This is a genomic window from Streptomyces sp. NBC_01381 (assembly GCF_026340305.1).
Classification (GTDB): domain Bacteria; phylum Actinomycetota; class Actinomycetes; order Streptomycetales; family Streptomycetaceae; genus Streptomyces.
Genome location: NZ_JAPEPI010000001.1, coordinates 4,347,202 through 4,361,918 on the forward strand (window position 1 = coordinate 4,347,202; position 14,717 = coordinate 4,361,918).

At 67.2% G+C, this 14,717-nt stretch carries 14 protein-coding genes, 1 tRNA gene and 1 pseudogene; 5 read left to right on the forward strand and 11 right to left on the reverse strand.

Annotated features, from left to right (window positions below; all coding sequences use genetic code 11):
* Positions 1-128: 128 nt before the first annotated feature.
* The 3 genes and pseudogenes from OG453_RS20240 to OG453_RS20250 form a co-directional block, all read right to left on the reverse strand.
* Positions 129-344, reverse strand: a complete 216-nt coding sequence (locus OG453_RS20240) for a hypothetical protein (protein ID WP_266869364.1) — start codon at positions 342-344, stop codon at positions 129-131.
* A gap of 130 nt (positions 345-474) precedes the next feature.
* On the reverse strand, positions 475-954 hold the full coding sequence (locus OG453_RS20245) for a hypothetical protein (protein ID WP_266869366.1): 480 nt from the start codon (positions 952-954) through the stop codon (positions 475-477).
* Positions 955-971: 17 nt separating this feature from the next.
* A pseudogene (locus tag OG453_RS20250) lies at positions 972-1,457 on the reverse strand (cation diffusion facilitator family transporter); the annotation flags it as partial.
* Positions 1,458-2,295: 838 nt separating this feature from the next.
* Here OG453_RS20250 and OG453_RS20255 point away from each other — a divergent pair.
* The 3 genes from OG453_RS20255 to OG453_RS20265 all read left to right on the forward strand — a co-directional run bounded on the left by OG453_RS20255 (position 2,296) and on the right by OG453_RS20265 (position 4,317).
* The gene (locus tag OG453_RS20255) at positions 2,296-2,919 is read left to right on the forward strand and encodes a DUF2637 domain-containing protein (RefSeq protein WP_266869367.1); all 624 of its coding nucleotides are present in this window, start codon (positions 2,296-2,298) and stop codon (positions 2,917-2,919) included.
* A 614-nt stretch (positions 2,920-3,533) separates the two neighbouring features.
* On the forward strand, positions 3,534-3,659 hold the full coding sequence (locus OG453_RS20260) for a hypothetical protein (RefSeq protein WP_266869368.1): 126 nt from the start codon (positions 3,534-3,536) through the stop codon (positions 3,657-3,659).
* A gap of 259 nt (positions 3,660-3,918) precedes the next feature.
* The gene (locus tag OG453_RS20265) at positions 3,919-4,317 is read left to right on the forward strand and encodes a hypothetical protein (protein ID WP_266869369.1); all 399 of its coding nucleotides are present in this window, start codon (positions 3,919-3,921) and stop codon (positions 4,315-4,317) included.
* An 88-nt stretch (positions 4,318-4,405) separates the two neighbouring features.
* Here OG453_RS20265 and OG453_RS20270 read toward each other — a convergent pair whose 3' ends face one another.
* From OG453_RS20270 to OG453_RS20290, 5 genes are all read right to left on the reverse strand, one after another.
* On the reverse strand, positions 4,406-5,212 hold the full coding sequence (locus OG453_RS20270) for a phosphotransferase (protein WP_266869370.1): 807 nt from the start codon (positions 5,210-5,212) through the stop codon (positions 4,406-4,408).
* Positions 5,213-5,224: 12 nt separating this feature from the next.
* Positions 5,225-6,118, reverse strand: a complete 894-nt coding sequence (locus OG453_RS20275) for a radical SAM protein (protein WP_266869371.1) — start codon at positions 6,116-6,118, stop codon at positions 5,225-5,227.
* Positions 6,119-6,172: 54 nt separating this feature from the next.
* A tRNA-OTHER gene (locus tag OG453_RS20280) sits at positions 6,173-6,273 on the reverse strand.
* A gap of 696 nt (positions 6,274-6,969) precedes the next feature.
* Positions 6,970-8,205, reverse strand: coding sequence for a helix-turn-helix domain-containing protein (locus tag OG453_RS20285; protein ID WP_266869372.1), 1,236 nt, complete (start codon positions 8,203-8,205; stop codon positions 6,970-6,972).
* A gap of 186 nt (positions 8,206-8,391) precedes the next feature.
* Positions 8,392-9,471 (reverse strand): NADH:flavin oxidoreductase/NADH oxidase, encoded by a 1,080-nt coding sequence (locus tag OG453_RS20290; RefSeq protein ID WP_266869373.1) that lies wholly within the window; start codon positions 9,469-9,471, stop codon positions 8,392-8,394.
* A gap of 144 nt (positions 9,472-9,615) precedes the next feature.
* Between OG453_RS20290 and OG453_RS20295 the strand changes: the two genes are divergently transcribed.
* Entirely contained in the window at positions 9,616-9,984 is a 369-nt protein-coding gene (locus tag OG453_RS20295; RefSeq protein ID WP_266869375.1) for a helix-turn-helix transcriptional regulator, read from the forward strand.
* 32 nt (positions 9,985-10,016) lie between these two features.
* Here the strand turns inward: OG453_RS20295 and OG453_RS20300 are convergent, their stop codons facing one another.
* Positions 10,017-11,366, reverse strand: coding sequence for an FAD-dependent oxidoreductase (locus tag OG453_RS20300; protein WP_266869376.1), 1,350 nt, complete (start codon positions 11,364-11,366; stop codon positions 10,017-10,019).
* A gap of 221 nt (positions 11,367-11,587) precedes the next feature.
* On the opposite strand from OG453_RS20300, the gene OG453_RS20305 reads away from it, so the two are divergent.
* Positions 11,588-11,980, forward strand: coding sequence for a DUF6214 family protein (locus OG453_RS20305; protein WP_266869946.1), 393 nt, complete (start codon positions 11,588-11,590; stop codon positions 11,978-11,980).
* 88 nt (positions 11,981-12,068) lie between these two features.
* Here the strand turns inward: OG453_RS20305 and OG453_RS20310 are convergent, their stop codons facing one another.
* The gene (locus OG453_RS20310; protein WP_266869377.1) at positions 12,069-13,724 is read right to left on the reverse strand and encodes a class I SAM-dependent methyltransferase; all 1,656 of its coding nucleotides are present in this window, start codon (positions 13,722-13,724) and stop codon (positions 12,069-12,071) included.
* Between the two features lie 180 nt (positions 13,725-13,904).
* The gene (locus tag OG453_RS20315; protein ID WP_266869947.1) at positions 13,905-14,555 is read right to left on the reverse strand and encodes a DUF305 domain-containing protein; all 651 of its coding nucleotides are present in this window, start codon (positions 14,553-14,555) and stop codon (positions 13,905-13,907) included.
* Positions 14,556-14,717: the final 162 nt, after the last annotated feature.

Below are 14,717 nucleotides of genomic sequence, written 5' to 3' on the forward strand. Positions count from 1 at the left end.
AAGGCCGCCCGGACCGTGACGGCGAGTCGTGCCGGGCGTATGACCCTGAACGTCCACGATGATGCCGAAACCGCTCTCGGTACAAGCTGATTCCCCACTCCCGAACAGCGGTTTCCCGCCGGGCGGGATCAGATGTCACAGGAGTCGTCACCCGTCGCGGACGAGGGCGCCGATTCGGGCGGAGGTTCGAGGAGCGACAGGAGCTCGAGCCAGCCGTGAAACGGCGTGCCCCTCCCCGTGTCCTCCTCGCCGTCTTCTTCGTCCACGACGTTCCCGTGCACGCCCCCGTGGGAGCGGAACACCTCGATGACGTAGCGCACAACGCCCTCCTGGGGGGCCGGCACAGCCCCGAACGTGACACATCGCGACAGTGCGAGCCTAGGAACCCCGTTTCGCCCGGCGCTTCGGGGAGTCACCTGGGGATGACCCCAGTCCTAGGACCAGGGGGTGTGCCCAACCGCCCCGCGTGCCCCGTCAGTCCCAGGGCTCGCGCAGCGGCCTGCGCCTCCACCACACCCCGAGGCCGGACGCGGGACGTCCGTGCGGCAGCGGGACCCAGGGGCGCAGTGCTCCCCGCGGGTCCGGGGCGGTCGCGGCGACGAAGCGGGCGTCGAGCTCCGCGAGCAGCCGCCCCGGCGGACCGCCGCGCGCCGCATCGGGCAGCGCGGCCATGACCTCATCCAGGACATCCCGGGATTCGAGATCATTCCCGTACTCGACGATGAAGTACGGCCGCCCGCCCGCCTCGAGGAGCCCCACAAGCCGCTCCCAGGACGCGAACCGGTACGCCACCGAGTACACCGGCGTCGTGACCGCGCCCCGCAGCCGGGGCGCGAGCCGCGACCGCTCAAGCTCCAGGCGCCGGGCGTCGCACCGCGCGAAGGCGGCAAGGACGATGCCCGGCAGCTCGTCCCACACAGCCCGGCTCCGCGGCGCGTCCCAGAAGACGTCCACTCGCCCCCCCTCAGCTGTCACAGAACATGATGCGCCAGCGTCGCATGCGGGTCGGGCGCGCCCGGAACCGGCGCCGGGTCCGCGTGCACCAGCGCGGCCGTCAGCTTCGGTACGGCTTGCAGCGGGGCGTGCTCGGCGGCGACCGCCACCTCGTGGGCGTAGCGCACGCTGAGGTCACCGTCGACGACGATGGCGACCTCGGCGCGCAGCCGGTGGCCGATCCAGCGCATCCGCAGCTCCCCGACCGCGCGGACGCCGGGCACATGCTCCAGGGCGTGCTGCGCGGTGTCGACCACGGCCAGGTCGACGGCGTCCATGATGCGCCGGAACACCTCGCGGCAGGCGTCGCGCAGGACGAGCAGGATCGCGGCGGTGATGGCCAACCCCACGATGGGGTCGGCCAGTTGCCACCCGATGGCGGCGCCGCCCGCGCCGAGCAGGACGGCGAGCGAGGTGAATCCGTCGGTACGCGCGTGCAGCCCGTCGGCGACGAGGGCCGCGGAGCGAGGTGTCTCCGTCCGGCGACGGGCTGCACATCTGGGGTCGCGCGAACGTCCGTCACGGGCGCCGCATCCGACGCCCCGACGGCACGGCCGTGGAGATCTACGGCACCGGTCGCCACATCGCAATGACGGGGCGCCGACATGGCAACGCCCCGTCCGTCCTGGCAGATTTAGCGCGCGTCATTTCCGCCCTGACCGGACCTCGTCGCGTACCTCACGTACGGACCTGATTGCGCTCACCAGCCTGCGACTTAGGGCGGGTACTTGATCCAGGGTGTATGCCGCGATCGCGACGACGCCAGAGATTCCGCCTAGGGCCATGGCGACCCATCCAACCGTTTCCATCTGTCATCCCAGAGGGCTTACGCAGGCCTTAATGTCCCCACGGCAGGGGTGCAAGCTCGCGAGGGATGGCCGCTATTTCAACGGAACCTGACGCCTGACATCGCACTATCCCCTGCGGGGGCGGTCGGCGTTCGCGATGCTCCTCTCTGTCAGTGGCGGGGAGGAGCATCTCTCCACCATGACCCCAACTACCCATATTCTATGGGTAGTTGTGACTAGCATAATATAGCCCGAACTGACTATGTCCACGAGATCTCGTGACGCTTGCGCTCGTCGGGGAGCACTTGACTCAACAGGAGGAGCGCCGATGGCCGGACGAGGTCCCGCCCCGAAGGACCCATCCAAGCGCCGCCGGCGCAACGTAGGTGAGCCTGAGACCGTGATCACCCCTGACGAGGAACTCCGCGGCCCCGAACTTCCCGCCGGCGTACTGGGCGAGGAAGACGGCATGGTCGTCGAGTGGCACCCCATGACGCAGTTGTGGTGAGGAGCCATGAAAGCCCGACTGCGCCGCGTCGACCCGATCCTGATTCAGGCCGTCATTGCTGCCGCCCTCTCCTTCGCTCATATCCACGACATCGCGGAGGCTGCAGGGCAGACGGGATGGAAGGCGTGGGCATACCCGGTATCCGTCGACTTCCTGATGGTGATGGTGATGGCGTGGAAGCGGATCCGGACCCCCGACGTTCCGAAGCGCGCGGCGTGGTTCTGGCTCCTGACGTTCCTCGCTGCCTCGCTCGGCGCCAACATCGCGACGGCCGGAGTCCTGGACATAGAGAACCTGCCCGTGGAGCTCCGCGTCCTCGTCGCTGGCTGGCCGGCGGTGGCGTTCCTTGGGGGCTCGCTCCTCGTCCACACGCGGATGGCTCCGGCGGGCGCGGGTGACGTCCAGGCCGTCGATGAGGAGCCGAAGATGCCCGCTGGCGAGCCCTGCACGGAGCCCGTGGAGATGCCGATCCTCGTCTCACACCGAGAGGCTGCTGAAGCTCTAGGCGTGGCTGAGGAGACGGTCCCCGGCCTGCGTCGGGCCGGGCTGCCGGACGCGGAGGAGCTGCTCGATGATCCGGCTTGGGTGAAGTGGCGGGGTGGGCGCGCGCACCACTACGAGGCGGGGTGACGGTTCTCTCAAACGTCAACTTCACTCCGCTGTCCTAGACTTGCTACGTGGTAGAGACGTCTAACTCCGTGGCGGGTGGGTCCGCTGAGAGCGTGGTCCAGGCTGGGCAGGTCGGCAGCGTGCACGTTGGCGTCGGAGGCAGCGCACGCGACCGGTTGTGGGAGCAGAGGCGGACGACCTACCAAGAGCTTTCCTCAACATGTAGAGGGGTGTTGATGCAGGGGCACCTTGCGCTGGTCACACCGAGCTACATTGACCGATCAGAGGAGATCTTGAGCCTGACGGAAAAGCTCGCAGAGATCGCTGACCGCGCCGGGTACTTTGACCATCCTTTCGAGGAAGGCCGGAGCGTGTGCCGACTTGCTGACGTCGTCTATAGCGCGGCGTACAAGTTCCTCGGAGCGTGGCGCAACTGCTGTAGCACCTCTGAGTTTGAGGCTGAGCGGGACGCCTTGAAGCGAAGCCTCGAACGTCTTGAACTTGGTCGAGATAGCTTCCATGCGTGGTCGACGGCGCGTTTGGAGAGGGTGTAGCTGCTGGGGTTATCCACAGGCGCATTCGTTCCCCGCTCTTCCACCGTACGGTCCTGCTCCGTCGACCATGGAGGAGCAGCAATGCGCACCGAAGACCGCCTACCGATCCTGACCCTTCACGAGGCGCACGACCTCCTGGACGTCCTCGCGCACTTCGGCTCTGGCGACGACGAGGAGGCGGAGGACGTGGGGCCGGCTCACGAGTGAGATCGCGGCGCGGGTGCCGTCGCGGGAGTAGTCCATGCTAAGTAGGCGGACTACGTTTCTGTTTGACCTCGCGTTGAGCCGCTCAAAACATCTCCCACTTGGGACGCCCGGGGGCAGGGCAGGGCTTACGAGGCATGGGGATTGCTTCCAGGCGGGGCTATCGGATGAGGGGGCTTGGAATGGTCCTCGGCGGCATCATGGCTGTATGAGTTGGGAATGGTTAGTACCTCTCATAAGTGGCGTATCAGGAATCACAGGGGTGGTCTTCACGTGGCTGGCTGGTGCGCAAGGTAGATCACACGCGGAGCGCATGGTCGCGCTATCGCAGCAAGCAGACCAGCGTGCGCACCTCCTCAAGGAACGGCGAGATGCCTACTTCGTGGTCATGCGAGCAGCCCATCTAGAGCTGCAACGCTTGAAGTACAAGCGCTCGTCTCAGACTTCCAAGCTTCATGAGTTGGAGCGGTACTGGACCGCAGAAAGACGTATCGAGATGAGCGCCGATGCGCTGATTGGCCTCTTTACGTTTGGTAGCGACGAGGCGCGAGAGTTCATCTATGAGTGGCGAGAAGCTGCCGATGACGGCGATCTAGCCACGATGAACGATCTCGCCGACAGGTTCCGAGCTCTTGTGAAGTCTGAGCTGAAGATCGAGTGAAGCCCGATGATGGGGGTTTGTTTCTCGGTGAATCCTTGAGATGCGACAGTGGGCGGACTCGAACCGTCACTGCCGCCCATCTCGGCCCCTACCGACGAGGCGCTCCCTGCCTGTAGTCGACCCACGCTTGAGCGGTCGTCTCCATGGCGCCAAGCCATGTCTGGTCAGGGAATCGCTTGGCCCTCTTGCGGTACATCCGCACGTTGGCCACGGCGAAGGCATCGATCGTCGCAGGATCGGACTTCGACCACGCAGCGCATTGCGACACCCACGATTCCGCACCCTCCGGGCTGTGGCCCGCCGCGATGAGCTGCAGGACGAGTAGCGCGGGGTCGATCAACGCGCTTCCCTTCGTGGGCCATGCCCAGTCGACGACCCATGAGCCGGCATCCCCGACGAGAAGGTTGCTCGGGTTGATGTCCCCGTGGACGAGGCTGTCACCCTTGAACAGTGCGGCGTCATCTTGGTCCGCCGCGAAGCGGTCCCATCGGGTCTCTGGCCAGTCTCTGGCCACGGTCGGCAGTGCGACTTCCTCGATCTTGTTCATGAGCTGAACGACGGCGGGAAGATCGGCGGAGCCTGGCGCGAAGTTGCTCGGTCGGCCGTTCACCAGCTCGAAGCCAAGTGCGATCCACGGATCATTCTCCGCGTGCCAGAGGAGGCGGGGGGAGAGCGGCTGCACGGCTTCGTTGATCAGCCGCTCTCTGACGATGGAGTCCCGCCGCCCCCCAGCCCGGTTCTTGATCCCCTTGACGAAGAAGCGCCCTAGGTCGCCATCGATCAACGTGAGGACGTCAGAGCTGAATCCCCGCGCCGTGGGCTGCGCGTCGGAGACGTCTCCCGTGTAGGGATGGATGAGATCCAAGAACTCGGCACTGGGGAGGCGACGGCTCATTCCGGCTTCCTTCTAGTTCCGGGGAGTGCACTCACTTCCCGGGAATCCGGGCGAGCACTCATCGTCGTTGTCGTCATCGTCGTCGTCATCCCCGCCGTTGCCGCCCATGCGGATGACGGACGAGCTGATGAGGACTCCTGCTGCGGCCATGTCGTCGCCGTTGAGGATGTCTGCCAACGAGCCGTTGAGGACGTTGCCGACACTCAACCACGTCGAGAAGACGCACGGTGACACCTTGCCGTCAGGGCCGATGGACGCACGACCGTCACCGCACCGACCGCACAGCCCGGACGTGCTCGGCTCCTGCCCGCACGCTGCCCGCCCAAAGGGACGAACTGCGTCCGTCTTGATCCTCTCCACTCCCATGGCGGTCAGTTCGCGGCGCGCTGCTTCGACGCGCTGGCCTCCGCCACAGTCGATGATCCCGACACGGATCGGGATGCCGAGGGTGACGGCCTGGCTGATGTTGGCTCGTGTCCGGGCGTGGCTCTGCCGGCCCGTGATCGTGTTGTGTTCCTCGGGGTTGTCCGAGTAGTACGACGTGGCGAGAGAGGCGCCCTCGCGTTGGAGGACGTCCCACCAGGTATCCGGGACGTGGACGAGGTTGCTGTACACCTCAACCGCGAGTCCGCAGCTCAGGGCATGGTCTGCGAGTTCGAGTGAGTTGGGGTGGAGAAGGGGCTCGCCACCGAACAGTTGCACCGCCCGAACACCACTCGCGGCGCCCTCGTCGATGACCCTGATCCAGTCCTCGCGGGCCATCTCCCCGTGGTGACCGTCGGGCCCTGACCCATTGAGGCAGTGAAGGCACTTCAGCTGGCACTTCCGGGTCAAGTCCAACCACAGGAAGCCCGCTCCTTTCCGCTGCGCGGGTAAGGACGACTTCTCAACTACTGGTGCTGTCACGACTCCTCCTTGATGTGGAGCCTCTCCCCGACCGCCGACAGCCGGGGGAGACAGTTCCCTTGCCCGGACTCGAACCGGGGTCTCTGGGCGTAGTGGAACAAGGTGCAAAAACACCACGCAGGATTCAGCGCTCTTCCTGACTGAGCTACAAGGGGACGTTCCAGGGGGCCCGCTCCGGCCGTTGTCCCCGCGTCACTGAAGGGCGACCGGAGCGGGTCATCATCCGCCCCGACTGGGTCTCACCCGCGGACAGAGGGGGCGGAGTTTTCTCGTCGGCCGGCTCCACGCCGCGGGGTCTGGGCGACGTGGAGGGCCGACGGCTTGGCGGTCCACTCGATGCCTCCGCCTTCAGGGCGCACGAAGGCAAGACGAATGGGGACGCGACGAGGGTCGTCGTACGGAAGCTTGGGGTCGACGAAGTCCTCTATCGACTGAAGGGAGCCCTTGCGCCCCGATGGGTCCTGGACCGTCTTCCCGACATGCCTGGCGGTGATCACGTCAACCGCCTCGCGCTCCTGGCGTTGGCAGCGGACACCTGTGCGCTCAGCAACCGCTGTGGGTCTAGGTATCGGATGTCCCTAGGCTTCACATCCCACTCGCGGCCGCCCTGCGGGGGACGTAGCTGATAGAGCCCGCCTTCGTTGCCCATCACGACGCCCACGCGGTCCATGTGGGCGTCTAAGACGGTTTCTTCAACCTTGGGCGTGTATGGCTCATCGCTGTTTGCGTCTGCTCGTCTTCGCCCTGCCGTCACCATGCGGACGACGCTATTCGGAGCCGTCGGGCGACCCCAGACACGGAGCGTTGTAGTTCCTTGACAGAGCGCGAGGAACTACTACGCAGGATGGTACTTAGCCCGTCACGCCCAGGTGGGCAGCCATGCGGCGCATGTCCTGAGTCAGTGTCCGCTTGCGGTGGGCGAGGATGTCCAGCATGACGTAGCGAGCCATTGACTGGTGCTTAAGCCACTCAGGGGAAGTGCGGAGGATGGTGTTCAGCTCCTCCATTGAGTCCTGATGTGACCCGAGTCGCGCGTGAGCGTAGGCGACGTCCAGACGATGCCTATCCCAGTTGTTCGCGCTTGGCCGGCCGAACCTCTTGACTGCCTTCCGTCCAACTGGTCCTTCGTCAGCCCTGCGTAGCACGCCGCGCGCATCCCCGATGAGGGCGAGATCCTCAATAGCCTTTGCCTCAGCCGTCACTGGCCCGAAGGTGGTCCAGTGCTCGTGGAAGTTGACGTGCTCCTCGTTCAACGCGCTTGCGGCCGTGGCCGTCATTCGACGAGCCTCCCTGGCCACGTCCGGGCGGTTGTTGCGCATGGCGGCTGAAGCGACGCGCTGGAGGAGTTCTCCCCATACCGCCAATTCCCCGGGGGAGGCGCTGGAGATCCGCGGTTCGACCTCCGCGGCCGTGACGGTGGCCAAGCGCTCAGCCTCGTCGAAGCGATCCTGCCGCAGAAGCAGCCAGCCCATTCCTACAACGCCAGTTGCGGCAATTTGGACCTGACCCGTCTCGCGGGCGTCCCGAATTCCCTGAGAGAGTGCGTGATAAGCCATGTCATAGCGCCGGACCTGAGTCAGGTACTTCCCGGCGAGGAGGAAGGCGCTGGCCCGAGTAATGATGGCTCGCTGGTGCGCTTCGCCTTCCTCGCTGAGGATGACGGCAGCCTCGGCAGCGCGCAGGATGCCGGGCAGCTTCTTGGCCACTGAGTCGTAACGGTCGGCGTGGTACAGGCTGTGAGAATCGTCGATGTCGCGCTGAATCGACGGAAGGCCAGCCGCCTGTTCTGGCTCGGTAAGCACCTCAGCCAGCCCGATAGGCGGCATAAGTGCCCGCCTGAGTTCCGTCAGCTTCGGTCCGTCCCCTGCGCTCGCGTGCACGGGGTCGGGGGATTCCGTCGCGAAGAGGCTGGAGGTAGTCGTACCGAGCGCCCGCGCGATCATGTGGAGGGTCTCGACCCTGGCGTCCCCGCCTTGCTCGATCTTGCGGATCGTACCCACGGAGAGGTTCGCCTCGTTGGCTAGCTCCTCTTGGCTCCAACCCGCGCGGCGGCGAAGATCCCGGACGTTCTCACGCAGCGACGACATCGAATCACCTCCCGTCCAGCGTACGCCGGTTGGGTAAACGGGAAGGTCCCTCTGGGGAGGGGGAGATCGTCAATGGCCAGGGGGTCTCGTCGTCCTGCGGACCCTGCCTGCTTCGACAATGAGAGCCCGTCCGCCTCCTCCGGATCCCGGAAGCGGCGGGCCGCTCATTGGCGAAGAGAGACGGAATCAGGCGCGGCCGTACTGATCCGGCGTCTGTACCGTGCCGCCGAGTTCCCGGGCCGTGCGCCGTGCCCAGTACGGATCACGGAGGAGTTCGCGGCCCAGGAGGACCGCGTCCGCCTCGCCGTTCGCGAGGATCTTCTCGGCCTGTGCCGGTTCCGTGATCAGGCCGACGGCGGCGACCGGGAGGTCGGTCTCGGCCTTGACGCGGGCGGCGAAGGGGACCTGGTAGCCGGGGCCTATCGGCATGCGGACGCCTGTCGCGTTGCCGCCGGTGGAGACGTCCAGGAGGTCGACGCCGTGGTCCTTGAGGAGCCGGGCGAAGCGGACGGTGTCGTCCGGGGTCCAGCCGTTCTGCTCCAGCCAGTCGGTGGCCGAGATGCGGAAGAAGAGGGGCTTGTCCTCGGGCCACACCTTGCGTACGGCGTCGACGACTTCGAGGGCGAATCGGGTACGGCCCTCGAAGGAGCCGCCGTACTCGTCGGTGCGCTGATTGCTGTGCGGGGAGAGGAACTCGCCGATCAAGTAGCCGTGCGCGCCGTGCACTTCGACGACGTCGAAGCCCGCGTCCAGGGCGCGCTGGGCGGCTGCCGCGAACTGGTCCACCACCTCCTGGATCTGATTGGTGGTCAGCTCCGTCGGTACCGTGTGGCGCTCGTCGAACGGCAGCGGGCTCGGGGCAAGCGGCTGCCAGCCCTCCTCCGCGTCCGGGGCGATCGGTGCGCCGCCCTTCCAGGGGCGGTCGGTGCTTGCCTTGCGTCCTGCGTGGGCGATCTGGATACCGACACGGCTGCCCTGGCTCTTCACGAAGTCCGTGATCCGGCGCAGCGCGGTGACCTGCGTGTCGTTCCAGATGCCGAGGTCGGCGGGGGAGATGCGGCCCTCGGGGGAGACCGCGGACGCCTCCAGGATGATGAGGCCGGTGCCGCCCGTGGCGCGCGCCGCGTAGTGGGCGAAGTGCCAGTCGTTGGCGACGCCGGCGTTCGGCCCGAACACCTCTGCCGAGTACTGGCACATCGGCGCCATCCACACGCGGTTGGGAATGGTCAGCGATCGCAGGGTGTAGGGCTCGAACAGTGTGCTCACGGCGGACTCCATGTCTCGGGCGGTCTCGGATGCCGCTAGTACGATAACCCTCGTAGTACGGTGGATGTCAAACTACGAAGACCCTCGTACAATGAAGTGCGTCGATGATGTTGAAGACGGACGCCTGGACGAAGTGGAGCCGCCATGACTACCGACGCAGCGAGCAGTCGACCGCTCGCTCACCCCGAGCGGGCGGAGATCCGGCTCGAAGGCGTGCTGCACGCGCTGTCGGACCCCATCCGGCTGCTGATCGTCCGGCAGTTGGCCGGCGACGGTGCGGGCGCGGGCCCCGGGCTCTCCTGTTCGCAGATCGAGCTGCCCGTCACGAAGTCCACGAGCACGCATCACTACCGGGTGCTCCGCGAGAGCGGCGTGATCCAGCAGATCTACCGCGGGACGGCCAAGCTGAACGAGCTGCGCCGCGACGACCTGGACGCCCTCTTCCCGGGGCTGCTCGGCAGCATCCTCGGCGCGGCCACCGCCCAGGCCGAGCGGCCCGTCGTGCTGAGCTGACCGCTGAGCCGACTTCCGGGCGCGCCCGCCGGTCAGGCGGCGCCGCGCGACGCCGCCGTGAGGAGCCCGGGCCAGTCCGGGATCTTCACCGGGCCGCGGCCGAGCGACGTGCCCAGTTCCGCCTCGGCCCGCTCGATCGCCTGCCAGCCCGACCACTCGACGGGCCGGAACCCCGCGTCACGGAGCGCGGTCAGCGGGTCGTCCGCCACGTCCTTGCGTACGAGGTCGGGGGCGTCGTCGAGCAGGGAGAGCGCCGTCTCCTTGGCGCAGGGGCGGTTGGTCCCGATGACGCCGGTCGGGCCGCGCTTGATCCAGCCCGCCACGTACTCACCCGGTGACGCCGCGCCCTCGCGCAGCACTCGCCCCGCCGCGTGCGGCACCGTGCCCCGCTGCGGGTCGAAAGGAAGCCCGTCGATGGGCACCCCGCGATAGCCGACCGAGCGCAGCACCAGCTGCCCCGCGATGTCCTCGTACCGCCCCGAACCCGTCACGCCGCCCTGCCCGTCCGGCAGCGTCCGCTCGAAGCGCACCCCGCCGACGCGCCCCGCCGCCTCCGTCACGGCCACGGGGCGCAGGAAGAAGCGGAGCCGGATGCGCCGGGGCAGGCCGAGGAGTGGACGCTCCGCCCAGCCGCGCATCACCTCGATGTTGCGGCGGACCGCGGCGGGCAGCCCCGCCGTGTCGGCGTACGCCGGATCGAGCGCCAACTCCGCGGGATCCACGACGACTTCGGTGTCCGGCAGCGAGCCGAGCTCACGCAGCTCCTTGGTGGTGAAGCGGGCCTGCGAAGGGCCGCGCCGCCCCACCATGTGCACCTCGCGGACCTGGCTCTCGGCCAGCATGCCGAGCGCCGCCTGCGGCATGTCGGTGGGCCGCAGCTCGGCCACGCCGCGCGCCAGCATCCGGGCGACGTCCACCGCCACGTTCCCGACGCCGATGACGACCGCCGACTCCACGCCCCGTACGAAACCGTCGGCCTGTGCGTCCGGATGGGCGCTGTACCAGGACACGAACTCGGTCGCCGAGTAACTCCCGGGCAGGTCCTCGCCCGGCACTCCGAGGTGGCGGTCGGCCGCCGCGCCCACGCAGTACACGACCGCGTGGTAGAGGTCGAGCAGCCGGGCGGGAGGCAGGCCGTCGGGGCCGATCTCGATGCCGCCGATGAAGCGGACGCGGTCGTGCTCAAGGACCGTACGCAGGTTGTTCTGAAGGGACTTGATCTTCTCGTGGTCGGGAGCCACGCCGTAGCGGACGAGGCCGTAGGGGCAGGGCAGCCGGTCGAGGACGTCCACGTGCACCCCGGGCAGCCGGTCCTGCTGGACGAGGGTCTGCGCGGTGTAGACCCCGCTCGGGCCCGATCCGACGACGGCGACACGCAGCACGGCGGTGCTCCTTCCGCGAGGCGACCTCGGGGGATGACTTCAGCATCGCACTCCGTAGCGGGAAGGGGGAGGGGGCGTGGGCCGCCAGGGCGCCCAGTGAGCGTGCCGTTCGTGACCTAATGAGATCGCACGGCTACCTTACGTATGTGTCGGAGAGTTCCTTTCTTGACGTATCTGATCACTGTCGACCGAATGAGGCGGGCGGCGCCGCCGGCGGCCCGCTGCCTCCCTGGTTCCATGTGCGGCTGACCTTCGGAGACGGCGCCGTCGTGGACGCGCGAGCCGTGGTGTCGGAGGGGCGGATCACCCTTGGCGACCTGAGCGCCGGGCCGCCGGCTCCACCGGGACCGGCAGAGGACCGCACCGACCCCGCCCCGTCCGCCGACCCCGCCTGCACGGGCGCGCCCGCCCGGCATCGCGCCCGCCCGTCGTGGCCGCGCGGACGCGAAGGCCGCAGGCTGGTGGCCGAGGCCTACCGGGCGGCGCAGGGCGAGGGGCGGGATCCGGTGCTCGCCGTGATGAGCGAGACCGGGCGCAGCCGCCGCAGATCGCTCAAGCTCGTCGCGGCCGCTCGCGACGCGGGCTTCCTGCCGCCGCGCCACAACCGCCACTAGGGACGTCCGCAACGAACAAGGAACGCTCCGGACGCGCGCGGCGGCCGGGCGTGGCACTGCTGCCTCGACCGCCGCGCGAAGGCACCGCTCAGCCGCGCACGAAGTGGAAGATGCCCCACGTCAGGTGCCCCTGTCGGCCCCCGTCGATCCAGTGGCCGAGGCCCTTCTTCATCTGGGTCAGATAGTCGTGGCTGATCTGCCGGGCCAGACCGTCCGCCTCCTGCCGTGCCGTCTCCTCAAGCACGCGTGCGTAGTGGGTGGTCAGCTGTTCGCGGTGCTCCTCGAAGCCTCCGTCCGTGCCGTCGGCAGGGGTGAAGCCGAGCCTGGACAGCTCCCGCCGGTAGAAACCGGGGGAGCCCATGTCGTCCAGGTGGATACGGTCGAGGATCGGCTGGAGCACACCCGCCGGACAGTCGTCCGCGGCCATCGGGTCGGTGAAGATCAGGTGGCCGCCGGGCCGGAGTACCCGGGTGATCTCCTCCAGGACTTTGACGCGGTTTCCGCTGTGCAGGAAGGCGTCTTGGGACCAGACGACATCGACCTGCCCGTCGCCGTACGGGATGTCCTCGAAGGAGCCGTCCACGACGTCGATGCGGTCGGTCAGGCCGCGGCCCGCGTTCAGCTCCTTATGGCGCTGGTTCTCGACCTCGCTCAGGTTGAGCGCAATCACCCGGCAGCCGTGCCCTCCGGCCAGCTGACGGGCCGAGCCGCCGAAGCCCGAGCCGAGGTCGAGGACCACCGACTCCCCGGTCAGAGGCAGTTTGCCCGCCATCCGCTGGACCGTGCGGCGGCTGGCGTCCGCGATCGGTTCGCCCGGATTTTCGTAGAGGCCGATGTGGATGTCCTCGCCGCCCCACACCCTGGCGTAGAAGGTGTCCGCGTCGTGTGAGTTGTAGTAGCTGCGGGCGGTGCCGACCGCGCCGGTGTAGCGGCTGTCCTGATCGTCCTCCGTCCGGTACTCCTTCTCCGCCACATGCACGAAGAAGTCCGGCTGCTCGCCGCGGTACGTGTGCTGGAAGTCTCCGTACGTCTCCACCCTCTGGAAACCCACGTCCGTCATGAGCTTCCTGGTGTAATCCTTGCGCAGCGGGAACATGTTGAGGTGGTACACGGAGTCGTCCGGGAACTGGTACCGCATGCGGCACAGCCCCTCGTCGACGTATTCCGGCTCCACGGCGACGTCTTCGCCGCAGTAGTAGTACCTGTGCTTGCTGGTGTAGCCGTCGTCCAGGATCGCGTCGTAGTTGCGCTGGTCGAGGACCAGAATGCCGTCGTGCTTGAGCATCGCGTAGAACTCGGCGAGCGCCTTGCGGCGGTCGCGCTCCGAGAACAGATGCGTGAAGGAGTTTCCGAGGCAGACGATGGCGTCGTATTCGCCGTGCACATCGCGGTTGAGCCAGCGCCAGTCGGCCTGGACGACCCGCATGATGTGGCCGCCCTTCTGCATACCGTTCGCGAAGGCCATGGACAGCATGTCGGCGCTTCCGTCGGCGCTGACGGTCTCGAATCCGGTGGCGAGCAGGCGGACCGAGTGGAATCCGGTGCCTGTGGCGACGTCGAGGACGCTTCGCACGCCCCGCTTGCGCAGCAGATCGATGAAGAACGTCCCCTCGCTCTCCGCCCGCTTCTCCCAATCTATGAGTGAGTCCCACTTCTCGACGAAGCTGGGTACGTATTCCTCCGTGTAGTGCCCGGTTTCTCGTACTTCGACAGGGTTGTCGCCGAACTCTTGGGCCGGTTGCACGATGATGGAGAACCCTTCAATTGTCGGGATTCCGCTCTTATGTGCCTCGTGTTCGGGCAGTGACCGGTCCACCCGGGTATATCCGGGGTGACTCAGGCCGAGGTGTTGAGGGCATCGCTATCCACCATCGAAGGCTTCATTCCTCCAACTGCCGTATACATGGCGCACGTTGCGGAGCCCTCACATCTCCCGCATCCGCCCGATCTCCGCGGTCTGCTGCGCGATGACATCGTTCGCCATCTCCTCGACCAGGATGTTGTTGCCGTCGGACAGCACATCCGTCGCCATGGTGACCGCACCGCTGTGGTGAGTGATCATCAGCTTCAGGAAGAGTTCGTCGAACGCCTTGCCCTTCGCGGCGCGCAACTGCTTCAGCTGCGCCTCCGTCGCCATCCCCGGCATCGTTCCGTGGTCGCCGTGCCCGTGCTGCTTCTGCTTCTTCTTCGCGCCGCCGTGGTTCTTCAGCCAGCCCTTCATCGCGCCGATCTCCGGGCGCTGCGCGGCCGTGATGCGGTCCGCGAGACGCTCAACCTTCGCGGACTTGGCCCGGTCCGGGGCGAGTTCGGTCATCTCGAGGGCCTGCGCGTGGTGCGTGATCATCATCTGGGTGTAGCTGAAATCCGCCGAGTTGGGGGTGTCGTCGTCGGATCTCTGCTTGGCGGCGTCCTCGGCGGACATGGTCGCGGCCTTCTCGCCCGGTTTGCCCGGAGCGATCACCGAAGGGCCTGGAGCCGCTTTCTTGCCGGAAGTTGATCCGTCGGCGGAGTCGGAGTCGGAGGTGCAGGCGCCGAGTGCGAGGGCGGCTGCCGTGACGGCGGCCGTGAGGAACATGGCTGTGGCGGGCGTACGACGGGTGAGCACGGCTGCCTCCTGTGGCGCGCGGGGGAGTTGGGGACCGTCCTAGCACGCTTACGCGCGTGAGTGATCAAAAACTTTCATTACGGGTACGTTGCCATCTGTTGATCTGTGCATGATGAGCACGATACTGCGTGG

What these genes read in the sequence shown, in the direction of transcription:
- OG453_RS20260 (WP_266869368.1), top strand. Translation starts at nt 3,534, where the DNA reads ATGCGCACCGAAGACCGCCTACCGATCCTGACCCTTCACGAGGCGCAC.
- OG453_RS20255 (WP_266869367.1), top strand. Translation starts at nt 2,296, where the DNA reads ATGAAAGCCCGACTGCGCCGCGTCGACCCGATCCTGATTCAGGCCGTC.
- OG453_RS20285 (WP_266869372.1), bottom strand. Translation starts at nt 8,205, where the DNA reads ATGTCGTCGCTGCGTGAGAACGTCCGGGATCTTCGCCGCCGCGCGGGT.
- OG453_RS20315 (WP_266869947.1), bottom strand. Translation starts at nt 14,555, where the DNA reads ATGTTCCTCACGGCCGCCGTCACGGCAGCCGCCCTCGCACTCGGCGCC.
- OG453_RS20270 (WP_266869370.1), bottom strand. Translation starts at nt 5,212, where the DNA reads ATGAGCCGTCGCCTCCCCAGTGCCGAGTTCTTGGATCTCATCCATCCC.
- OG453_RS20295 (WP_266869375.1), top strand. Translation starts at nt 9,616, where the DNA reads ATGACTACCGACGCAGCGAGCAGTCGACCGCTCGCTCACCCCGAGCGG.